The sequence below is a fragment of the Pseudohongiella nitratireducens genome, from assembly GCF_001642735.1.
GTDB lineage: Bacteria > Pseudomonadota > Gammaproteobacteria > Pseudomonadales > Pseudohongiellaceae > Pseudohongiella > Pseudohongiella nitratireducens.
The window spans coordinates 1-22,887 of sequence record NZ_LWHM01000011.1; the positions used below are offsets into that span (position 1 = coordinate 1).

19 protein-coding genes and 2 pseudogenes are annotated in these 22,887 nt (G+C 51.0%); 11 read left to right on the plus strand and 10 right to left on the minus strand.

Going from position 1 to position 22,887, the window contains the following annotated elements:
• Window positions 1-30: 30 nt before the first annotated feature.
• Complete coding sequence (locus tag PSCS_RS04630; protein ID WP_068810652.1) at window positions 31-1,278, plus strand: IS256 family transposase; 1,248 nt, start codon at window positions 31-33, stop codon at window positions 1,276-1,278.
• Window positions 1,279-1,310: 32 nt separating this feature from the next.
• Here PSCS_RS04630 and PSCS_RS04635 read toward each other — a convergent pair whose 3' ends face one another.
• The 6 genes and pseudogenes from PSCS_RS04635 to PSCS_RS04660 form a co-directional block, all read right to left on the minus strand.
• A complete protein-coding gene (locus PSCS_RS04635) occupies window positions 1,311-2,270 on the minus strand; it encodes an E2/UBC family protein (RefSeq protein WP_317621780.1) in 960 nt (319 codons plus the stop codon).
• Between the two features lie 5 nt (window positions 2,271-2,275).
• Window positions 2,276-2,728: pseudogene (locus PSCS_RS04640) on the minus strand (LysR family transcriptional regulator); the annotation flags it as partial.
• A gap of 79 nt (window positions 2,729-2,807) precedes the next feature.
• The gene (gene copD, locus PSCS_RS04645; protein WP_068810636.1) at window positions 2,808-3,752 is read right to left on the minus strand and encodes a copper homeostasis membrane protein CopD; all 945 of its coding nucleotides are present in this window, start codon (window positions 3,750-3,752) and stop codon (window positions 2,808-2,810) included.
• A gap of 15 nt (window positions 3,753-3,767) precedes the next feature.
• A complete protein-coding gene (gene copC, locus PSCS_RS04650; protein WP_068810637.1) occupies window positions 3,768-4,154 on the minus strand; it encodes a copper homeostasis periplasmic binding protein CopC in 387 nt (128 codons plus the stop codon).
• Window positions 4,155-4,177: 23 nt separating this feature from the next.
• Window positions 4,178-4,453 carry a heavy-metal-associated domain-containing protein gene (locus tag PSCS_RS04655; protein WP_068810638.1) on the minus strand — a complete coding sequence of 92 codons (276 nt, stop codon included), beginning with the start codon at window positions 4,451-4,453 and terminating at the stop codon, window positions 4,178-4,180.
• A 55-nt stretch (window positions 4,454-4,508) separates the two neighbouring features.
• Window positions 4,509-4,973 carry a DUF411 domain-containing protein gene (locus PSCS_RS04660; protein ID WP_397387149.1) on the minus strand — a complete coding sequence of 155 codons (465 nt, stop codon included), beginning with the start codon at window positions 4,971-4,973 and terminating at the stop codon, window positions 4,509-4,511.
• Window positions 4,974-5,427: 454 nt separating this feature from the next.
• Here PSCS_RS04660 and PSCS_RS04670 point away from each other — a divergent pair, with 454 nt between their 5' ends.
• On the plus strand, window positions 5,428-7,761 hold the full coding sequence (locus PSCS_RS04670) for a heavy metal translocating P-type ATPase (protein ID WP_082866563.1): 2,334 nt from the start codon (window positions 5,428-5,430) through the stop codon (window positions 7,759-7,761).
• A 479-nt stretch (window positions 7,762-8,240) separates the two neighbouring features.
• Window positions 8,241-8,507: a hypothetical protein gene (locus PSCS_RS16435; RefSeq protein WP_397387150.1), complete on the plus strand. Its 267-nt coding sequence runs from the start codon at window positions 8,241-8,243 to the stop codon at window positions 8,505-8,507.
• 190 nt (window positions 8,508-8,697) lie between these two features.
• On the opposite strand, the pseudogene PSCS_RS04675 reads toward PSCS_RS16435, so the two are convergent.
• Window positions 8,698-9,807 (minus strand): annotated as a pseudogene (locus tag PSCS_RS04675) (DUF3363 domain-containing protein); the annotation flags it as partial.
• A 715-nt stretch (window positions 9,808-10,522) separates the two neighbouring features.
• On the opposite strand from PSCS_RS04675, the gene PSCS_RS04680 reads away from it, so the two are divergent.
• Window positions 10,523-11,131, plus strand: a complete 609-nt coding sequence (locus PSCS_RS04680) for a 3'-5' exonuclease (protein WP_068810653.1) — start codon at window positions 10,523-10,525, stop codon at window positions 11,129-11,131.
• A 2-nt stretch (window positions 11,132-11,133) separates the two neighbouring features.
• Window positions 11,134-11,589, plus strand: a complete 456-nt coding sequence (locus tag PSCS_RS04685) for a DUF6088 family protein (protein ID WP_068810642.1) — start codon at window positions 11,134-11,136, stop codon at window positions 11,587-11,589.
• A 104-nt stretch (window positions 11,590-11,693) separates the two neighbouring features.
• On the opposite strand, the gene PSCS_RS04690 is transcribed toward PSCS_RS04685, so the two are convergent.
• The 3 genes from PSCS_RS04690 to PSCS_RS04700 all read right to left on the minus strand — a co-directional run bounded on the left by PSCS_RS04690 (window position 11,694) and on the right by PSCS_RS04700 (window position 14,752).
• Window positions 11,694-12,455, minus strand: coding sequence for a metallophosphoesterase (locus PSCS_RS04690; protein ID WP_068810643.1), 762 nt, complete (start codon window positions 12,453-12,455; stop codon window positions 11,694-11,696).
• Window positions 12,452-13,090 carry an HAD family hydrolase gene (locus tag PSCS_RS04695; protein WP_229694562.1) on the minus strand — a complete coding sequence of 213 codons (639 nt, stop codon included), beginning with the start codon at window positions 13,088-13,090 and terminating at the stop codon, window positions 12,452-12,454. Before PSCS_RS04695 ends, PSCS_RS04690 begins: the two co-directional genes overlap by 4 nt.
• 108 nt (window positions 13,091-13,198) lie before the next feature.
• Entirely contained in the window at window positions 13,199-14,752 is a 1,554-nt protein-coding gene (locus PSCS_RS04700; RefSeq protein ID WP_157885623.1) for a helix-turn-helix domain-containing protein, read from the minus strand.
• A gap of 567 nt (window positions 14,753-15,319) precedes the next feature.
• On the opposite strand from PSCS_RS04700, the gene PSCS_RS04710 reads away from it, so the two are divergent.
• The 6 genes from PSCS_RS04710 to PSCS_RS04740 all read left to right on the plus strand — a co-directional run bounded on the left by PSCS_RS04710 (window position 15,320) and on the right by PSCS_RS04740 (window position 22,855).
• Complete coding sequence (locus PSCS_RS04710; RefSeq protein WP_068810646.1) at window positions 15,320-16,456, plus strand: alpha/beta fold hydrolase; 1,137 nt, start codon at window positions 15,320-15,322, stop codon at window positions 16,454-16,456.
• Window positions 16,457-17,158: 702 nt separating this feature from the next.
• Entirely contained in the window at window positions 17,159-17,623 is a 465-nt protein-coding gene (locus PSCS_RS04715; RefSeq protein ID WP_068810647.1) for a GIY-YIG nuclease family protein, read from the plus strand.
• A 77-nt stretch (window positions 17,624-17,700) separates the two neighbouring features.
• Entirely contained in the window at window positions 17,701-18,801 is a 1,101-nt protein-coding gene (locus tag PSCS_RS04720) for a hypothetical protein (protein WP_068893784.1), read from the plus strand.
• A 449-nt stretch (window positions 18,802-19,250) separates the two neighbouring features.
• On the plus strand, window positions 19,251-19,880 hold the full coding sequence (locus PSCS_RS16100) for a YecA family protein (RefSeq protein ID WP_082866569.1): 630 nt from the start codon (window positions 19,251-19,253) through the stop codon (window positions 19,878-19,880).
• 415 nt (window positions 19,881-20,295) lie between these two features.
• Window positions 20,296-21,069 carry a metallophosphoesterase family protein gene (locus PSCS_RS04730; protein WP_068810650.1) on the plus strand — a complete coding sequence of 258 codons (774 nt, stop codon included), beginning with the start codon at window positions 20,296-20,298 and terminating at the stop codon, window positions 21,067-21,069.
• Between the two features lie 595 nt (window positions 21,070-21,664).
• A complete protein-coding gene (locus PSCS_RS04740) occupies window positions 21,665-22,855 on the plus strand; it encodes an ISL3 family transposase (protein WP_068809987.1) in 1,191 nt (396 codons plus the stop codon).
• Window positions 22,856-22,887 lie beyond the last annotated feature (32 nt).

A 22,887-nucleotide genomic window follows, 5' to 3' on the forward strand; every position in this document is an offset into this window, starting at 1 on the left:
CAAGTCAATCAACACGAGGAATACGCCGCTATGGACAAGAGTAACGTTGTTGGGTTTGCAGGTCGAGAGAAGAATGCCGATCCGTTGACACAATTACTTCGTCAAGGTGCCCGAGATTTGATTCAACAGGCCGTAGAAGCCGAGTTGTCAGAGTATTTACAACAATTCACAGAACGACGACTGGAAGATGGCCGTGCCGCAGTTGTGCGCAATGGCTACCAGCCGGAGCGCGACATTCAGACGGGGATCGGGCCTGTGACCGTCAAGGTGCCGAAGATTCGCGCCAAAGATGGTAAACCGGTCACCTTTCGCTCAGCGCTGGTACCGCCGTATGTGCGCAAGACGCGTTCGCTGGAGGCTGCTCTGCCGTGGCTGTATCTGAAAGGCGTCTCGACGGGCGAGATGGACAATGCATTGCAAGTGCTGGTGGGCCCCGAAGCCAAAGGTTTGTCCGCCAGTACCGTGGCACGGCTGAAACGTCAGTGGGCGCAGGAGTATACCGCCTGGCGACAATCTCGGCTGGACAGGGATCGTTGGGTGTATCTGTGGGCTGATGGTATCTACAGTGGCCTGAGGGCCGAGGATACCAAGCTGTGTGCGCTGGTGATCATTGGTGTTAATGAACGCGGTCAGAAGCATTTTTTGGCCATTGAGGACGGTGTTCGCGAGTCGACACAGAGTTGGCGTGAGGTGTTGCTTGATCTGAAAGCCAGGGGAATGAATACACCCAAACTGGCCGTTGGTGACGGAGCGATGGGCTTCTGGTCGGCATTGGATGAGGTGTATGGTGCGACCCGTCAGCAACGGTGTTGGGTGCACAAAACAGCCAATGTGCTGAACGCGGCCCCCAAGTCAGTACAGCCGAAGATGAAGCAGGCGCTTCATGAGATCTGGCAGGCGGCAACGCGAAAAGAAACCGAGGCGGCTTTTGAGCAGTTTGAGCGCATGTACGAGGCAAAGTATCCCAAAGCGGTGCAGTGCTTACACAAAGATCGTGAGGAGTTGATGGCGTTTTATGATTTTCCAGCCAAGCACTGGCAGAGTTTGAGAACGACCAATCCTATCGAGTCGACATTCGGTACGATCCGTCACCGGACGAAACGCTCAAAGGGCTGCCTGAGTCGAGACGGTATGTTGCACATGATCTATAAGTTGGGGGAATGTGCTCAGAAGAACTGGCGCAAACAGCGCGGGTTTAATTACCTGGCCAAGGTGGTCCAGGGTGTGAAGTTCAGGGATGGTGAAGAGGTGATAACAGCTGACCAGAAAGTCGCTTGATCAAATGCCTGAACACCAGATTTGACAATAACTCATAAATTCTCGGAGGCTAATGGCTCCGGGTCTACCAAGGTTAGATGCCCGAGACCAGACTGGGCTAACATGGTGGCAATATATGAGCCCACGGATCCGCACCCTATCAAGGCCACATGGCGATCCGCTAAATCAAGTTCACTTGACTGGTGGTCCACCCGGCTACAAACTGTAAGATCATCAAAACGGGCAATTCGGCAGTATTGCAGTCGCTTGCTTGACGAAAAAAAATTACGCCACAGCAGGTTGGAAGGTTCACGTCCAAGTCTAAATCCCTTAAGCCTCTGGCGTGAAGGCCGGCGACTGGTTGGTGATGCGCAATTAGGTATCCAAAGACCACCGTATGCAACGCTATCTCTTTGTGGTGCTTGCACTACAAGTAATAGGTCTTTATTACCTTTAATATGGGTATCCAGTCTTGGTATAAGGTCTTTAGCATAAAGAGATATTAGGTCTGCGGCCTCTTTGGCAGTACAAGGCATCTCTGCTGGGATGAGCGCTTTAGGCAGTTTAATCAGCAACGCCTGAGTAATTGCAACTTTCTGAACAGATTTCCCCGTCATTCTTTGCACGAAGTCCCGCAAACCGGCATCGGTATCACCCACATAGATTTTTCTTCCGATCGACACGCAGGGTCGCAAGCAACTACGTGTTGCCGGAGAAATAAGAGCCCTGATGGAAGGTTCTCGCTGCTGAACACGATTTCCCCAATAGGCATCAAATTCTTTTTGAAATTCAGAGTTTCTCCACGCATCTGAGGCAACATTTACGAGAAATGACAATGCTTCTCGGAAGACACCAGCTGCTTGCTTCAACAGATCACTACCGTTACAGCTGTTTCCGGACGACGGCAAACAAATCACTCCATCCGACTCAACGTGTGGCCATACGAGGTGTAATGATGGGTCACGAATGGCTACTAGAGGGAGGGTATCGGGGAAACTAGACGTAAAAAGCAGGTCGAGATGACGTCAGATTGCGCAAAGCCCACGTCGTAAAGATCATCAATCAATCCCTTGACCTGTTGCGACAGCGACACCTCGAACAAACGAATATCGACCTCTGGTTCATGCAAACGGCACTGTGCCAACAAAGCGGGCAATCGCGACGGCGTAATACCATCGGACAAGGCAATGCGTAACTGACCATGGAAACCACTGGCCGCAGCCCTTACGCTGTCACGCGCTTGCTCAAGTGCAGCGAACACGCGAGGAACATGTTCAAGAAACAGCGTGCCCGCTCGGGTCAACCGCGTGCTGCGCGTAGTACGCGCAAACAGCGACACGCCCAGTTCTTCTTCCAGTTCCTTGATGGCCCGTGACAGCGGCGACTGCTCGATATGCAGCCGCTCGGCAGCGCGGGCGAAATGGAGTTCTTCTGCAACTGCAATGAAACACCGTAAATGACGTAGCTCCATGAGGCCCCTTCATCACTCGTGCATGAGATGCACGAAGTCCCTGGTTGGTTGTTGTCCACCTGTTGGCCTCCAAGTGTTGTCATCCATGAGGGCTGAGGGTGCCGAGTACCGCTACGCTTACCAGAATCAGGAGCGCGATCGTTGCCTCAATGGTCACACTCAGTCGCAGGTGCTGTGCAGAGTGCGAAGGGACGCCGGTATGGATGTCACGTTCGAGCCGGGGCACCAACCACCAGCGATGCAAGGCGGCGAGGCCCAGCATCGCAGCGAACAGCGCCAGCTTGAGCAGCATCAGGTTGCCGTGCCGGCTGTGGAACAGCGGTGCGATGGACCAGCCGACCAGATCCCCGTAGTGAAAGATGCCGGTCACCACCAGGACGCCGACGAAGACCGTGCCCGGCCGCGAAAAGGTGTGCAGTGCCCGCCACAGCATGTGCAAGCCCTCACCCGCGGCGGGCTTGCCGTGACGAACGAACAAAATCAGCAAGGCGAAGATGGCCCCGATCCAGCCGCCGGCAGCGAGCAGGTGCGCCATACCAGCCACCAGCCGCACCGTACCACTCACACCCTCGCCACTGGCAGCATGTCCATTCCACGCCAGGCTGACCAGCGCCACGCCGGCCAGTAGGGTCACTCGCCGAATGGGGAATGGGCGCTCGGCGCGCTGCGACTGCCAGCCGAGTACAGCAAGCAGCAGAACCAGCAGGAATGCTCGCGTCAGCCCGGCGCGCCCAGCGGGGGTGTCGAACAGATACCAGGCCAAGTCGTCCCGCGCCAGATCGGAAACCGCGACCCCCATGATGCCAGCCGTGCTGCGCACAATCTCAATGCCCGCCAGCGCCAAGCCGAGCACTCCACAGATCAGGAGCCCCTGGGTCAAGGCCCATCTGGGCAGGGGTGGGTGCTTATCGCCGCTGGTCGTTGAGGCGGCCGGACCGTACCACGCGAATAGCGGCAATCCGAACAGCAGCATCAAGTCCAGGTACTGCATGAACCGAAGCGTGTAGTCGGGAAGACTGGACATGATGTTGGCGCCCGCTCATTTGATGGTGAAGCTGTATTCGCCAGTCATCGGATGGTTGTCATCACCGACGGCGCGCCATTGCACCTGGTAGACGCCTACTCCGAGGGGGTTATGCAACGTAGCGCGCAGCGTCTTGCCGTCGTTGATGAGTTCAACGTCGATGTGCTCGACTTTCTCCGCGGCCCCACCGTCCTTTATGACGCTCAGCTCCAAGCGCGAGGCGCGAAGTACAAGCTGTTCACTGAAGACGAGATCGATCTGCTGCGGTGTCGTGACAACAGCATCGGCCGTCGGTATGGATTTGACGAGGGAGATATGGGCCTGAGCGACCGATGTGATCAGTAAGCCGGTCGCAAGACAGGCACCAACAATCAGAGAGCGAAATTGAGTAGTACGGTTCATGTGCATTACACCTCTTCCTATGTTTAAGAATTTCGGCTGCAGCAACTTCGGCCGCCGCCTTCTGTTGATTGGCTGGACAGGGTGTCGCCGCTTGCCAGACGCGCGGGATACCCGGCCTGTTGCAACGTCGACAGCAGCGGATCATTGCCTTGATCGAAGTTGCCTCGAACTTGAACGCGGCCGGTGGCCAAATGCACTTCCACGGCATCGACTCCCGGCAGCTCTTTCAGCGCATCGGTGACTTTCGCGATACATGAGCCGCAGCTCATGCCCTGGACGTCGAGATCCACTGTGTTCATGATTGTGTTCTCCTCTTGATCCCGAAGCGGGACATTGGCCGTTTCATCGCATCGATCAGCGATAGGCTTGATAGACGCTGGTGCTGCCATCGACATGGATCAGCAGAACGTCGTAGGGGTCTTTGCGGTCGCCATAGAGCGGGCCGTCCATGCCAGGTGACCCGATCGGCATACCTGGTACGGCCAGGCCGATCGCCTCAGGTTTTTCTTTCAGGAGACGCTTGATATCGGTAGCCGGCACATGGCCTTCGATGGCATAGCCGCCGATTCTGGCGGTATGACAGGAGCCAAACTGTCTTGCGATGCCAAACTGTTCCCGTATAGCGGTGTTGCCGATATTGAAAGTGCGGACTTGGATGCCGGCTTCTTCAAGATGCTGGATCCATTCGTTGCAGCAACCGCAGTCGGGGTCTTTCCAGACTTCAGCGACCAACTCCGATGCGGTTGCCGTGCCAGCGCCGATCACGTAAAGCAAAAATAAACCCGCCAACCAGGAACCGCCTTTAATATTGGAATGCATCATATTTGCCTCGGTAATTCTTTAACTATCGACACAGAGATCTTATGGTGTTCAATCATGATTCAGTCCCCTGAATGCCGCACATTCTTTTATTCCGATGATAGGCGGCGCCGCTGTCACGCGGATGACTCTATCGTTACATTCATGTAATCCTCGTGTCATATATCCGATTTTATTGACCAGATTTACCTCGGCAGTTGAGAGCGTGACAGTAGAGATCTCAGCCATCAAAAAACGACGGGGCACGCCGATCTAGAAAATGACAATCAATTACATGTTATCGCCGGCCTCGTCGTTCCATGCTTCTTCCGAAAGGTTCCTGTTAGGTGCGCAGACTTCTGGTTTCTCATCCAATGGGTTAAAGTGATGCTGCAAAGAAGTAAATGTATGCAATCATGAGGCTATACGCACGCGTATACGGAATTTGGCACATACCTCGAGAGGATTAGTTGTTATGGGGCAGAATCAATCAGAACATCCACACCACGTGGATCCGTCGTACACAGATGCACCGCTCTCAGATCCCGTGTGCGGCATGCGAGTTACAGAGAATTCCTCCCATCACATGGAGCATGAGGGTAAGTCTTTCTATTTTTGCAGCACCAAGTGTTTGGGTAGATTCCGTGATGACCCGGAAAAGTACCTCGATCCCACCAAGTCGGAGGAACATACAACGCCGCATGAGCCCGGCACGACGTACACTTGCCCTATGCATCCGGAGATCCTGCAAGATCACCCGGGAACCTGTCCAAAGTGTGGCATGGCTCTTGAGCCATTGATGCCCAGTCTGGATGATGATAACAATCCAGAGTTGAAAGATTTTTCACGCAGGTTCTGGTGGACGCTGCCGTTTACTGTCATCGTGACAATACTTGCTATGTTCGGCCCGCAGCTTGGCTGGTTCAGCATGGGCGTGCAAACATGGATCGAACTCGTTCTTTCAATACCTGTAGTGTTGTGGGCAGGGCAGCCATTTTTTGTACGGGGCTGGCAATCAATAGTGAACCGCAGCCCGAACATGTGGACGCTGATAGGCCTTGGTACTGGAGCGGCGTTTATCTATAGCACTGTCGCAACGATAGCACCGGGCATATTCCCCGAAACTTTCATGTCGATGGGCCGCGTTTCAGTCTATTTTGAAGCAGCAGTTGTCATCATTTCGCTGACATTGTTGGGTCAGATGCTTGAGTTGAGGGCACGCTCGCAAACATCAGCTGCCATCAAGTCCTTGCTCGGTCTGGCGCCTAAGACAGCACGGCGGATCAACAAGGATGGCACTGAGGAAGATGTGCCTTTGAATCACGTACATGAAGGTGATCGCTTGCGCGTTCGCCCTGGTGAAAAAGTCCCGGTTGACGGCACGGTAGAGGAAGGTAATAGCTCATTGGATGAGTCGATGCTGACCGGAGAGCCACTCCCCGTAAGCAAGCGACCCGGAGACAAGGTGATTGGCGCGACGATGAATACTTCAGGCGCGCTTGTGATTCGGGCAGAGAAAGTGGGTTCTGCCACAGTGCTCTCTCAGATTGTGCAGCTCGTAGCGCAGGCGCAGCGTTCGCGCGCTCCCATGCAGCGCATGGCTGACTTGGTTGCCGGTTACTTCGTTATGGCTGTAGTGGTCATCGCCATAACAACTCTGTTCGTTTGGGGGTTCTTCGGTCCGCAACCGAGCTGGGTGTACGGTTTGATAAATGCTGTTGCGGTGCTGATTATCGCTTGCCCGTGTGCGTTGGGGCTGGCCACACCCATGTCCATCATGGTGGCAACCGGCAAAGCCGCTACGCAAGGCGTGCTGTTTCGCGATGCCACCGCGATTGAGAACTTCCGCAAAGTCGATACTCTGATTGTTGATAAAACCGGCACATTGACTGAAGGACGTCCGGCTTTTGAACAAGCAATTCCGGCAGGTGACATAACTGCCGATGAAGCACTACGTCTTGCAGCGAGCCTCGATCAAGGCAGTGAACATCCACTTGCCGACGCTATTGTGAACGCGGCGCGCGAGCGCGGCCTCACACTCAGTGCAGTCGACGATTTTGAATCAGGTAGCGGCATCGGCGTTCGTGGCCAAGTCGATAGTAAGTCGCTGGTCCTGGGCAATACTGCTCTGATGCAGCAAGACGGGATTGATGTTACCCACCTGACAAACATCGCCGACTCATTGCGCGAAAAAGGTGCGAGTGTCATGTATCTCGCCTCGGATGGCCAACTTGCAGGCCTGTTGGCTGTCTCCGACCCGATCAAACAGAGCACGCTGGAAGCAGTGCGAGATCTCCAGCAAGCGGGGATTCGTATCATCATGGCAACCGGCGATGGTATTGCAACGGCTAACGCTGTTGCCAAGGAATTGGGAATCGACGAAGTGCACGGCGAAGTCAAACCTGCTGACAAGCTTGACCTCGTCACACAGCTTCAAGCTGAAGGTTGTATTGTAGCTATGGCTGGGGACGGGATTAACGATGCCCCGGCTCTCGCAAAGGCTAACGTAGGTATCGCCATGGGGACGGGTACAGACGTTGCCATGAACAGCGCTCAGGTAACCCTGGTCAAAGGCGACTTGCGTGGAATCTCCACCGCACGGCACCTTTCCGATAGTACCGTCGCTAATATGAAGCAAAATCTGGGTTTCGCGTTTATCTACAATGCGCTTGGCGTCCCGATCGCAGCCGGTGTGTTGTATCCTCTCACGGGTATTCTGCTCTCACCCATGTTCGCCGCACTCGCAATGAGTCTCAGCTCGGCATCGGTGGTTTTCAACGCTCTCCGGCTTCGTGGCTCACGCGATTGAATGGGGCGATAACCCACGGAATGATGCTCTGATAACACAAGCTGCTGAAGAACAGATGTTTCAGCAGCTTGTGCCCCCTCATCCACCATCCGTTGATTAACGAGGCCTTAATCGATGCTGTTTCACCAGCGTATAGAATACCGGGATGACAATGAGTGTGAGGATAGTGGAAGAAATCATCCCCACCCACCATCGGAGCTGCAATACGCCTCATTACCTCCGATCCGGTATCCGTATTCCACATGATCGGCATTAACCCAGCCATGATGACTACAACTGTCATCGTTTTTGGCCGTACCCCCTCCACCGCGCCAATCATAACTGTTTGATATATAGATCATTGACTGTCAGCTTCGCCGGCTGTTCCAATGACGAAAGCCTCTGGCAAACCGGTTGCTGCTTAGCTCTCGCCCGCCATAAGCACGTTCATTACGGGCCCGTAATCCTCCTGTCATTATCATGTCAGTGACGGAGCGGTTATCACAGCGATTCTGCTAACGTTCGGTTGGATTATCGAGCGAGCGATCAATAATCGTTTTATCCAGCAAGATGTTGATGAGTTGAATGCTGTGGTCCAAGCACTGATACATTCACTTAAAACGGTACCAACGGCCTCTGCCTCACAGCTTTCCAAGAGCCTCTGGAAGACGCTGTATCGAGCTGGAAACCGAGAGTCGTATTCTCTCGATTATTTTGGAGCTTGGGCCAGAAGAAAACGGATGTGGCTGACAATCCTGTCTAGGTGAAGACTTAGAGTCCATTATTGACGCGCACGGGGGTTGTATTACCGTTACGCCCAACGAACAAGTTACTGCGTTCGAAATCTTTTTCCCCATCAGAATGGCTGTTGCAGCCACGCCAGGATGCAGTGGCACTTAGGCTCATCCGCTGAACTTCTCCGGCGGGGACACTTGCGATATGACCAGGCTAAACCACCTACAATCCATGCTGCCGTCCAATGTCCCAAGACACACCACTCCCCCGCACCATCGCGCTGATCTGTTGCCCCAGTCGCTGCTCAATCACTGGCTTCCACGGCACCAGACTGAAACCCATGCCGTCATCAAGCATCGCGTAACGCCCGCTAGCGAGCATGAGCGAGCGCCGATAGATGCCAGCCACACGCTGGTCGTCCGTGACCGGGCGATGCTCTAGGCCGGTATCCGCGGCAATGCCCAGTGCGGTTCGTGTCAGCTCGCGGTTGCGCAGCGTCGCCAGTAGGCTCCGTGCCAGAACGATCCGCTGCCCGCGCTTTTCTGCCAGCCCCTGTTCGACCAAAAAGTCGCTGCGCTGTTGCAGCGCCTCTCTGACCTCACTACCAAAGCCCAAATCCCCCAACGCCTTGCCACCACCGATTAACTGCTGATCCAGCCAGGTGGCACCGATCGCGCGCGCCTGACGCTCGATCGGTAGGTGCGATTTCAGTTTCACAGAGACGCCGCCTAGGCGCTGCGTATCGTACTGACGGCCTCGCTCGGGCAAGTCTTGCGGCAGATGCCAGACGCCTTCGGTCTGTCTTTCCACCAGGCCAGCACGGCGCAGAGCTTCCAGCCGTCGCACATGGGCTTCGACCACCTCGTGCGGATCACGCTCGAGGTGCGGTTGGGCCTTGGCAACAGCCAGATGATGGTCGGTTCGGTAGATGCCGTTGACGGCCATTGATGCGATGGTCTTGTCTGCGGCGCGGGGAGCCCTTGAACCTTTGATTTCCACCACTGCGCCAGCCGGGTACTGTTCCAGTTCCGTGCGCGGCGGCAGCGCGACATAATGCGCTTTGCCATCGGTGCCATCCACGATCAGATAGCCCTTGTCGTACAGCTCGTCGTCCAGTCCTTTGCCTGCCACGCGGCCAATGATCGAACGGCCGCCCTCGCTGGGCTGGAATACCGATAGGTCACGCTGCTTGCCGCTCATGGCCCGCTGCATGGTGCGGATGATGTCGCCGCGCTCGCCCATCGCCCGCAGCGTGGGTTCCGCTTCGGCATGGACAGCCCATACGCCGGTCTGCAATTCACTCGCCAGCCCCATGCGCTGCAAGCGTTGCAATGAGCGGTTCGTAGCACAAAAACTGCGTGACTGGAGGGTCGCGGCTTTTAACTGAGAGCCGTCCTAGAACAGCACCTCAGTTTCTAATTATGATCTCTCAGCAAGATGCTCGAACGAACTAACCCATGCGAACTGATCGGCAGGAAACCTATCATAAAGGAAATCCATCATTTGATCTCAATACATTTACTCCCAAATTCCGATCCATCACTTGCTAGCAATTGCCTAGGAACACAACAGCTGAACCATAGCATAACTAATCGAAAGGTTATTATTCCGTTTCTTGATGTCGAATCTTCTAAAACCTGACCTTACCCCCCGAATTTAGAACCATGACCTTAATAAGACTTCCAGTTAACCTTACCCAATGGTCATGACATTTTATAAATCTCCCTTAAAAGTTATGGTTGGGTCGATCGTGTTGGGGAGCATTCCAACGGTGCAACCACCTTCGTACCAGAGTCACTGAGTCTACAATCGCATTATAGAATGTGCCAGCCGCAGGTCTTATCCAGAAAAGAAATGCGCTTGCCCCACCTGCGAAAGGCAGATACACTTAATATCCCATACCATTGTTTTTATTAGTATTTATTATATCGCTTAATAAGTGCTTCTGTGTGCTGGTGGCAAGAGAAACATGAGCTCGACTGCTTGCATCAAAAAGGCACTTCAGTGCCTTTGCCCTGTCGATGGAGCAAATAGAGAGGAAGTTTTTGTGACTGAACTAATCATCGTTTGTGATCTTGAAGCCACCTGCTGGGTCGATGGTGAAACTGTGCCCATCGAGAAGATGGAGATCATCGAAATCGGCTGCGTCCTGTGCGACTTAGGCGGCAATATTGAAGATGAGTTTTCTACGTTTGTGCGGCCAGTACAACATCCAACGTTAAGCCCCTTCTGCACTGAGCTGACGAGCATCACGCAGACAGATGTCGATGACGCACCGATCTTCAGTGAGGCCATGACTTTGCTCGACGACTGGGCGGCGAACCGCCATACCATGTGGGGAAGCTGGGGTTTCTACGATTGCAGGTTGCTCTTGAGCGAACAAGAACGAAATGGCGTGCAATCATCATATATGCGGATGCCACACATTAATTTGAAAAAGGCGTGGCGAAGAACGACAAAACAGCGACGGCAAAATGGCCTTGCCGCGGCCCTACGTTATCACGAACTGACTTTCGAAGGGGTGCCACACCGGGCTATAGCTGATGCCCAAAATACAACTAGATTGCTCAAGTTTATTCCATACAGCGAAATTGAACTTCAACTGCCGCCAACCTCCGATACATCCGAGTCTCCTCGTAACAAGGAGCAGGAGTAATCGTGCGAGGGCTTACAGTCAAAGAAAAAATAGCCAGATCGATTGCCCGACATAAAAGGATAGTGTCGTTTCGCTCAGACTTCAAATCTATGGGTAGCGCCAGCCAGATCAGCCGAGCTCTTCGCGAATTGATAAACGAAGGTACGATCGTACGCATAAGTCACGGCATCTATGCTAAGGCCCGCCCCAGCTCTCTGTCGGGAAGGCCGGTGGCACAAGCGGGTTTGTCGGAACTAACCGAGGAGGTGCTCGAAAAAATGGGAATCCCCGTCAGGCTGGGGCAAGCACAAGAAGCTTATGCCTCAGGCAGGACACCAGATGTGCCGGTGTACACCGCATTCTATACAGGCGAACGCCGAATCACACGTAAGATAACGATAGGTAGAAGCACTGTCCGCTTTGAAAACAAGTACAACACCAAGCGGAAGAAAACTTACAAAGATTGGGGAGCTGGTTAATTCATTATAAGGGCACGAAATATCCGTTGTTCGGTATTTCAGAAAAATATTAACGGCCTCCGCATACATCCAAATAGTTGGGCACTACTAAGGCCATTGGTATATTAGTTAGGATTCTCATGGATTGTAATGATCCCATCAGGAATAAAGCCGTCAATCTCTCCATTATGGTACCCACGTTGATTGCAAATTACCCGACAGGTTCCAATCTGATAATCGCAACACGAGTGAGTATGACCGTGGAGCCAGTAGTCCGGGCGATGCTCTGATATGAACGATGCTAGATCACTGGCATACGCGGCGCTCAGCACGCTTGAATGGTACTCCTCATTCACCGATCCGAGGCCCGGGGCATGATGTGAAACGACCACATTCGTCGCTGCGGTAGAGCCGTGCAGACTGCGCCCAAGCCAGGCGATCGAGCGTTGATGAATAGCCGCGGCATCCATCGCCCGAAGTTTGGAATACGATGGCTCTTTGCGAATTTTTCTAAAATCATTCATCACCTGCTGGCACTCAAAGCCGGCCATTGGTGCATCTCCGAAAAGTTCGAAATCGGTCCACAGTGTTGCCCCATGAAATCGAACCCCGTCAATCTCGATCGACTCGTTCTCCAGGACATGAATGGGAGAACCCTGCGCCAGTAACTTCATTTTGTGGATCAGGCCTGGATAGCTTTTCCCATAGAATTCGTGATTGCCCAATACGTACAAGACCGGGCAGCCAAAACTCTGTTCGAGTGCCCACTCGACACCTTTGACTCCAACATGAATATCACCAGCGAGAACAACTAAATCGGCGACCGCATCTGGCGGATTAAACGGACTGAATTCCAAATGAAGGTCGCTGTAGAGGCGTATTTTCATGCATGATCTTCCTTGTCTTTTGTCAGAATCAAGTCTATCAGGGATCCGATTGAGCCATCACCTGGAGAACTGTTGCGCTTCAGATAAAGAGCGTTCATTCCCACGCCACGGGGACCTTCAACATCGGCAATGAAATTGTCGCCAACAAATAATATATTTTTGGCTGCAATCCCGCTGTGATCCTCCAGCCACCGATAAATCACAGGGTCAGGCTTGATGGCACCGACATCGTAGCTCAGGCACCTAAGCAGGTCCGGGTATTCCGGCAACAGGTCCTGCAGAACCCTGCCATATGGCGCCGCCAGATTGGAGCAAACCGCCAGGCGAACGCCCTGATTTATTAATGCAGTCAGTGTTGGTTCAACATCATCAAAAAGAGTCAGCGAACTGAGCTCTTCATCAACCTCATGGTGAAATTGTTCCAGCATCGCCGAAGGCACTGCTATACCGAGTTGAGCAAACACCGCATGAGGCGGCTTATTGATGGTCATCACCACTCTGGCATCGTCGGGATGCGGTCGCCTGCCCCGCTCCTTGGCCCACGCCAGAATTTTCCGATAGGGATGGTGCCGGACGCCAAAACGAATCAACGTTCCGAACAAATCGAAAACGACCATATCTGCCACGTCTCTCACGTCTGCCTCCTGGCGCTGCAATGAAAATTTTGCCCATGTCGCTAGCAATAATGTGTTTCGATTTCAGGTTCCGTCACCATCAATCAAAACCGGTTACCGTCTGATTTATCAAGAGATAGTGCCTGATTCTGTTCGATCTAATCCAGCTAAACCTGGTCGTCGAATTCTAATACCGACCTTTTTTAGCGCAGCAATGCAAGCCTCTCTTAATTCACGAGTATTCCGAGGATTGAGAGGGCCAATCTCCACATATGTAAAGCCATTGGCCTGACATGCTTCTCGTTTTAGACGATCATTTTTCACGGTCCGATCATGGCATTTTTGCGCAGCCTCCGCAGATATACCCCTGATTCTAGCTGTGTGAAAATGCTGTTCACCTTGATATTCGATCACGACTTTTTTATTCATGCACAGGCCATCGGCCTCAAGCCTCATCCCGGTATGTTGATACAGAAAATCCGGACGTACGTTACGTTCGAATACAATACCTGTTAGTCTTTGTACCTCTTCGATCACAGCATTCTCTGTCCGGTGCAATCCCCTTTTTTTCCTTGCATTGCAGGGACACCGCCCCTTACTGTACACCAGTGTACTTGCTTTAATTTCAACCGATTTAAGGCAAAACTGACATACCACACGAATACGTGAATCGACCGTCAACGGCAGATCTAGCAGATCTGCAACCGTTCGATTAACCTCCATAGCACTTTTTTCGAGTCGCAACTGCGTCAATCGAGATCGACGACTACGGCACTGAAGACCGCCAGACAATAGTTGCACGTATGACGGCGATAGCCCGAGTGATTTCGCAACCTCTTCATCTGTGCAAGTTTTCCCTAGGCTATCCAATCTAGCTCGCTCAGCCAAAATACGCAGCCGTGTTTGAGCTGCCTGACCTGGCACACAGCCAGTCTTTGCGTCTTTCAACCCCTCAAGGCCCTGTTTAGCGAATTTCGACAACGTTCTGAGCACCGTTTTATGGTCGCAACCAACCTGCTTGCCTACAGACCGACAGGAATGCATTTCTGATGAGGCGATAACAATTTCCGCTCTAAGTCTGTAACGACCATGAGCTTTAGACATGACAATATCTCGTAGCTCCTTTTTTTCTGAGGGAGATAGACAAATAAGAGGAGCTTTTAGAGCCGGCACTGATGCAGACTTTCGTGGAAAGTTATAGATTCCAGCAATTCCACTTTTCTTGAATGTATTTTCCAGTTCGATTAATCTCTTTATCCCCATTGAATACTTTCTTGCAACAGCCGACTTGGAAGAGGCGGAAGCAAGGTCCTTAATAGCACTCAAATCCCTGACCAATGCTGGACTGTTTGCCTCAGAAATAGCACTAGCTAGTAAACGCATTTTATTTTCGCTGCTTGACATCTCAATACCCTCAAAGTCAGTTTTTCCTACATAGAGGTTATCGACGGATTCGATCGCAGCTTTAGAATTATATTTCTGTATCTTATTGTATTTATTATATATTATATAAAGATTATCATGATTTTTTTTAATATTGCTTGTATTATCTTCAACACCAGAAGGCTTTGAAGAATCAGAAAGGTCTAATCGTATGACAGTGGTTATAGCTGCAGGGGTAATGACAGAAATTCCAAAAAGTGGTCTAAAGTCTTTCGTAGCTAGATTAGCAAAAGAACACAACGTTCAAATCGAGACATCGAATCACTCCAGTCTAGCTAGAATTATCACAAGGCTATCGGGTGATAATGTAACTCCTGACGAGACCGAAAGATTGATCATTGCGCTTCGCAAGGCAAAAGTTATTGATGATAAGTTGATGGTTGAGATACTTGGAAATTATTTAAACGAACTAAATGGAAATCGATCTGAAGGTAATATCTAGACATGCTGAAGATGAATCAATATTGAAGATTGATGCCCTTAAAACAAGTGAACTGAGATCAGTTAATTGACTTCGATTGCTCTACTATTTCCAGTAAATGATATTACTGGAAATACCTGACCTACATCATCAGGTGCCGCCCTCGATTTCTGCGCGACCAACTAATCTAATTAAATTCCAAGTTATCTCGTAAATCTGTGATCTACCCTTTACCCAGTCAGCAGCTATTACCTTGAGATTTAATATTGACGAAATTTCTAGTAATAACTGCTTCGGATAGCTGGGGCAATAGAATGGCAACCGTGTGTTGCATAGCCTATTATTGACCAAATATGATGGGTTGGGCTTATCGATGGACACAGATTATGAAAAGAAGCAAGTCGGTTGTTCTGATTTTTTTGACTCTGCTGTTGCCGATTGAAGTGAAGGCACAGGATCCTACAGTAGAATTCTACTCACCACTGGCACAGGCCTGGTATGAGGCCGGCGACTACTTCGAGTGGACCTCAACCGTGGCCGACAACGACGGTGCACAGGTAAGCGTGTTCTACCGCACATTCGGTGATCCGAATAACCCGAAACTTCTGATGCTGCACGGCTTCCCCAACTCCAGTTTCGATTACTACCAGTTGATTCCGCTACTGCAAAACGACTACCACATCGCGGTGCTGGATTTTCCCGGTTCGGGGTTTTCCGACAAGCCCTTAGATGGCTTCTCCTACATGTTGGAAGATAACGCTAGGCTAGTGGACCACTTTGTTCGCGAAGTCATCGGTTTCGATGACTTCGCGCTCTATACCCATGATCGCGGCGTGAGTATCGGGCTCTCGTTTCTTGGCCTGTATCTGGATAACCCGAACCCAGGCTACACCATCAATTATCACTTTCTCTCCAACAGCGGGATGTACCTGCCCCTGGCCAGCCTGGTGCCGTTTCAGCTCGCTTTGCTGGATTCCGAGGCGGGACCGGCGATGATTGCCCAGCGCCGGGCGCGGCCAAGGCTGACCGAGGGCGATCCTCAGGATGTGGCCTATGCCGACATCTTTGCCTTCAACGATGGCGACAGCGCGCTGCTACATGTGGGGCGTTACCTCCTGGAGCGACAGGTGCACGAGCAACGCTGGCTGAACAATCTGCCGCGTAGTCCGGTGCCGGTGGCCTATCTGTGGGGCCTGCAGGATACAGTGAACCCGGTGCGCATCTCACAGTATGTTTGGATGAATTATCTGAATGAGCGCGCTGCTCCCAGCTCCTACTGGTTGCTACCGATGGCAGCACATTACCCGCAGCGCGAGTCACCCGAGGCGGTGGCCAAGGTGGTACGCCTAGCACTTGAAGGCCGACTGCCTGATCGAGTGAACGAGGCGAATTTCATGCGCGAGTATGAGGCGAGTCGTGAAGCAAGCGACGCGGTATTTGTGGGACACACCACAGTGAGGGAGCTGGATTTTCCGAGCTCGATCGAGTATTCACTGGAGGGGTACCGGGTCGTTGAGGACTGACTCACTCTCTGCCGATGTAAAAAAGAGTTCTGCGACGTCCAAATATTGTTGATTACACTGTACTGTGGCCGCTGACTCACAAGATTCTTGCGCGACACACTGCGTTCTCATCCAGTGCACGAACAGTGTTCTGACACAACTATCTGAATAGACGTGCGCTCGCATATTCGGCTATATTGCCATGTGTGTGAGGTTTAGTATTTTAGGGACAAGGACTTGGGTTGTTTAGTTTAGAAACTGCGCTATTGAGTTAACGTGCAGAAAGCCAGGATAATCGCGCTAGCGCACGATGTAAATGTTACTGCACTTGGGAGTGCCAACCCCCAGTGCACCGCAGGTAGCTGGCTTGGTGCCAGGTTGGTCAGAGTTTTTGCCGCAGCCAATGCCGCCTGCAAGTTCAGCTGCGCAGTTGTCGGGTTCAATAGAATAAAACGCCATCAATGGTGAGGTGGCTGCCGGAGAATAAATTGCAAAAACACACAGCCGGTTGGGAAGTGAATTCTAAGAGGTTTATCGCTGATCAGCGGCAGTCGGTAACCCCGTGGCTGTCGGCGGCTTCATGCTCAGCAGTGGCTTCGCATACTGGGTTCCGCTTGGCTGCAGCGCTGCGTGCAGTAACCATACAATTAACTTCGCTCCCTTCGGTCGCCGGACGTGGGCTGACACCCACGCCGGTTATCATGGGGCGTTAGGCCGCCCGAAATGTACACCTACTTCATCGTCGAGAACGAGGACTGCGCTGAGTCGAGAATAAAGATCGGCTTTAGCAAGGATCCAGGAAAGCGGATTCGGGAGCTTCAAACTGGTAGCTCTAGAAAGCTCGCCATAATGGGCTGGATTGAATCAGGAGATCACTCGCTCGAAAGGGCCCTTCATCGGAAGTATCAGCAGCATCGGCTTAACGGTGAATGGTTCTCTATCGAGCCTGCGGACGTCCTTGAAGAGTTGAAGAAAATGAGCACATCATCGTTCATTTGCATTCAGTCTAATGCCGGAGCGTTTCTTGGTTGCGACAGGGATGCCGTTCCAGAGTATTTAGGGCCTTGGGAGTGGCTGGATACAGAATTGGAGGAATTCTGCCCGCAATGCGGCTGGGGTGGCGGCGTGCACTTTAATGAGGCGATCGGTTCTGAGAACTGCCTTAGATGTGGGTATCCGATTTTCTGAGTAACGTAAGCCTTGCATATCAAACGACTACCCTAGCCAATCAAGCTGACAATAAGATTTTTCGAGGAGCGGCAAATATGAGATACCACAAAATCTGTACATTCCTAGGATTTGGCCTCCTATCTACAACCGCACTTACTGCCGAAGTCAGGATTGGGAATGATGAGCTCAATACAGGCGCCATATTCATAACAGGCCAGATTGAGAAAGGGGACTACGAGAAGGTAGAGAGCATAACCCGCGACTACATTAACGTTGTTGTTAAAGGCAGGGACGACAAACTGAAGTACATTCTCAACAGCGAGGGTGGCGATGTTGGTGAGGCGATCAAGATCGGCCTGTTGTTTCGTAAGTCACTGGCCCAAGTGTATGTATGGGGAAACAGGCTGATTCATGAGTCAGAACAAGAGGCGCAATGGATACTGAATGAGCGTCAAAAGGGCTGGGCCCAAGAGTATGCAACACAAAACTCTGTTGTTTATTCTGACGGCAGACCACTTGCAGAGGCTGACTTCAAAAAGTGCTATAGCGCCTGCGTGCTAATGTTCCTGGGTGGCGTCCAAAAGCAGGTTAGCGACAACCATTATTGGGTAAACGGTTTCAGGGCAGATGAAACGTCGGATGTCCCTGTAATTGGCTTGCATCGTCCATACGTTAGCCAAGAACAATATGCCGGCCTAAGCATTAGTGAGGCAGAGGGCATTTACAAAAATCTTGAAGAGGCTGTGCGGAATTACTTGAGAGAGATTGGCGCCACCCAAGAGCTAGCAGATAGGATGTTTAAAAGTGCGTCTAATGAAATTGATTTGGTAAAAGACTCGGACTTCCGATCAATGTTCCACCAAGAAGAGCCATACTTTAAAGAGTGGATATTGGCTAGGTGTGGCGCATCTGATGACGGGGCAGGAATTCTTTCGGATTCAGACTACAAGTACAAGAATGATGTATGGAATGCCAAAACGGAAGAGGTACGTAGATTGATAAATAGCCAAGGGGGCGGTCCTGAAGATTACATGTACATATATGAGGACTACATTCCTGCTGGCTTCTCACGCGAAAAATACGAAGAAATCCTAGCTCGGGTAAGTGAGCACAATCTAGCTGTAAGACGCTGCGAAGAAAGTTCAGTAACGAGTCACCAAATGGAGATGTTTGCAGCGCAAGAGGACGTTCCTTAAAAATGCCTAACAAGTTCTTGCAGACGGACAAAATCATGCTGTCATGCCTTTTGCAGAAAACGCAAAAGCCACGCCAGCATGCTTTCGCCGCTGAAGAAAGGCGTTAGGCAACTACAGTGACACTAATAATCTCAGTTGGAAATTCTGAATACTTTGTTTAATGCTCTGATAGACGGCTATCGAGCAATGGCAAGATAGTAGATAACGACGCCAATAAGTCAGCGATACTAGTAACGAAAAATGGGCGCTTCGCCGTAGGTTTCTCTGGGCTCGCTCGCTCGGGGAGCTTTGATACTCAGATATGGTTTACTGAATCTCTTTGTAACAGCGCCTCTCCAAGCTTTGATACCAAAGAAACAATAGATAGATTTACGAGCGCCGCAACTAGCATTTTCAGGTCACATCCTAATATTAAAACGCTAAACCCTGTTCATAAACGACTGTCAATAATGTTTACAGGATATCTTTATCACCATGAGCCCCCTATAGGTGCATTGGCACTAGTTTCTAACTTTGAAGATCTTGACAATAAAACAGTATTGCCTGAAGCAAGAGATGAATTTCAAGCATACTTCCATCTCGAGCCTCGTCCAAATCCACCCCGTATAAAACTATTCGGACGGATTGGCGCTCAAACCGGTAATTTGTATTCTGTGGACTTTAATAAAGCAGTGGACCTTGCTGTCGACGGTCGGGATGCAAAATTTGTCGAAGAAAAGCTAGTAACCTACATAAGGAAAGTCGCCGCACATCCTTCTACTAGAAACTCGATTGGCCATGAGATATTTAGTGTTGTTATTCCTCGGGACCGAAGTTCGGCATTTAGTACCAATTATTACCCTTTATCGGCAAAGCCACAGATGTATTTCCCCAATTTTATATGTGCTATAAGCAATAAAAATAATTTTGCCTGTATGGATATAGCCATTTCTGATGCTGATCAGCTCGGTGCGCCAATGTCGGGCCCAAAATTAAAACCGAATCAGCCTTGTTGGTGTGGAAGTGGAGTAAGATATAAAGAGTGCCATGGGGCTAAGGCAGGCAACGATGGGTTCAGCATTGAATTTATTTCACAGTAACAGAGGGCAGGCAAGTTTGCATAACAAACGCCTTTAAAGTGACGCGCAAGCGCGCACTTGAGACGAGTGTTATGCATATGAAGTGCTTTTTGGAAGAAACTAAAATGGCTTTGTTGCATCAAATACTGTAGTGGTCTAATAAAACCGGACACCATTTAAAGTGGCAACAATATCGCATAGACAGAGGTTTTCGATGTTTAGAAGACGACTCGCATTTACGACAGAATTCAAATTGGAAGCTGCCCAGTTGGTCGCTGCATAGGGCTCTGCTCACTCTCCCAGGCCAATCGCTAGCTTGGTATCGGTGAAACTGCACTGCGTCGTTTGGTTAATTTGCTACAACTGATGACCAACCCTGAAATTTACAAACTACGTGTATAATGTCGAGTAATGATTTCACTGTAAGAGAATACACATGATCTATTTTCTTGGTGACGTGCACGGTCGGATCGATCACGTGCTGCCGGCGCTGAGTGCTCGTCAGGAAATGGCTGCCCATGCAATTTTTCTGGGAGACATCGACTCCAAGCAGCCATTTGAGGAGGAGATTCGTCCCCTAATCGATTCGGGAATTCGTGTCTGGTATATCCATGGCAACCACGACACTGACAACCGGATAAGCTGGGACAATTTACAAGGATCAGTTGATCGAAATCTCAGTGGTCGGGTGGTCGAAATTGACGGTCTTCGAGTGGCCGGTCTCGGCGGAGTTTTTCGGGGCGAGGTCTGGCACCCAAAATGTCAAGCAAAGGACGGCAGCTTGCCACAACTTAAAAGCTACGATGACTATATCAATTGTCTGAAGAGCAAGACGCCACCACGCCGGCATGAATTTGTCAAAGGCACTAAAAATGCGCTTAAACACCTGTCTACAATTTTTCCAGATACCTACGAGCGACTGGCTGAACAAAAGGCGGATATCCTGGTCACCCATGAAGCACCGTCGTGCCACCCACACGGATTCGAGGAGATAGATCGTCTTGCACAGTCCATGGGGGTGAAAATGGTTTTCCATGGTCACCATCACGACAGCCTGGACTATCAGCAGTGTGAGGCGAGACTCGGGTTCAAGGCTCATGGAGTAGGCTTTCGCGGAATCACCGACATGCAAGGCATTCGGGTGCGCGCTGGAAATTTGGACGAAGCACACAGCGACGGTCAGTCTCTAGTGGATGAGAAGTGCCCGTAGAATCAGGTAGGATCTTGCGCAATTTGCAGCCCTGACGGCGAAGGGGCGTCATCGTGGTTTGTCGCTATCGCCTGGCTGAGTAACAGCGCTGATGACACACCGATCTATCGATAGGGTCAGCGCATTTATGAGTTAACAAACGATAGCCCGTCAATCGACGATCATTTCGATTTCCAACGACATGCGTCTTTATTCATTAACAAATGATGACTATTGATTAGGCACTGTTAGTGAATATATCTGTGTTCAGTCATTTTTGGCAGCATTGTTTTTTTATTGCAATAAAATGAGGCCTTATTAAATTTACAAAGCAGTGAATTTATCGGATCAGTTATTGGCTCAGTAGTAAAATCCTTTCCAAGGTACTCATTCTCTATTTTTTTCATCGCACCAATAATCCTCTCAGTATTGGCCTTAGCTATCAGGTGCATGCTCAAATCGTAAAGAAAAAGAATAAATAGCTGCGCATCAGAATAATCACGGTTTGTCGGCACCTTGAGCAAGTAACTGGCAATTCGGGCTCTACATCATTAACGGGGGACACCGGCATTACATTAAACTGATTTTGCGACGATCACTTTAATGGAGAACACCGATGTCCCTCGCAGGCACAATTATAGGCATACCTGAGCTTCAGATTGAACGGATAGATCATCAGAAGAACCTCGAAGTGTGGGCCAGTCCCGCACGACGACCACTTTGCAAGCACTGTCAGCACCAGCATTTACACATCAAAGCCACCCATCAGCGCACCGTCAAACACACCCGGCTGGGCAATAAGGTAATGACCTTGCACCTGCGCGTACCCAAGTACCGCTGTCTCAAGTGTCACCGCTATTTTCGCCATCCTTTCCTGGGTATTCGACCCCGCTACCGCGCCTCTGAAGCCTTCCGACTGGAGGTCTTTGAAGCCCATGACGGCGGTATCACCCAGCGCAAACTCTCACTGACACATCGGATCAGCGCTGCCACCATCGAGCGCTGGTATCAGTATCGGGTTCGCATGAGAACTTCAGAGATGAGCGGACGCCCCTGTCCTCAGGTGCTGGGCATTGATGAGCATTTCTTTACCCGTAAAAAGGGCTACGCCACCACTCTCGTCGACCTGAACAACCGTAAGGTCTTTGATGTCAAACTGGGGCGCTCAGAATCGTCTCTACGCCGCTATTTACAAGGGGTTGAAGGCAAAGATCAGGTGCAGATCGTGGTCATGGATCTGTCAGAAACCTATCGCAGTATTGCCCGACGACACTTCCCCAATGCCAAGATTGTTGCCGACCGTTTCCATGTCGTGCGACTGATCAATCAGCACTTTTTGAAACTGTGGCAACAGCACCACCAGGAGGGCAGAAAAAACCGCGGGCTACTCAGTCTGATGCGCCGACATAAGTGGCATCTGAGCGATGAACAGCACGCAAAACTGATGGATTACCTGGCCGAGTTTCCTGTCCTGAAAGAGCTGTACCTGATCAAGCAAAGGCTGATGCGCTTTATCCTGCTCAAAACCCTCAGAGTCAAACGAATGAAGCAAAAACTGCCACAGTATCTGGCGCTGTTGGAACAACTGAAAGACAGTCCGCTGAAGGCATTGGCCAAGACATTAACCTCTTGGATGGAACCGATTGTCGCCATGTGGCGCTTTAGTAAAAGCAACGGTATTACCGAAGGGTTTCACAACAAGATGGAAATGATCTCAAGGAGAGCGTATGGTTTTAGAAACTTTGAAAACTATCGATTACGAGTGCTGGCCCACTGTGGGTGGGATGGCATTGTGAACAGGGTTTAATGAGTGCTATCCCCCGTTAATGGGGTAGAGCC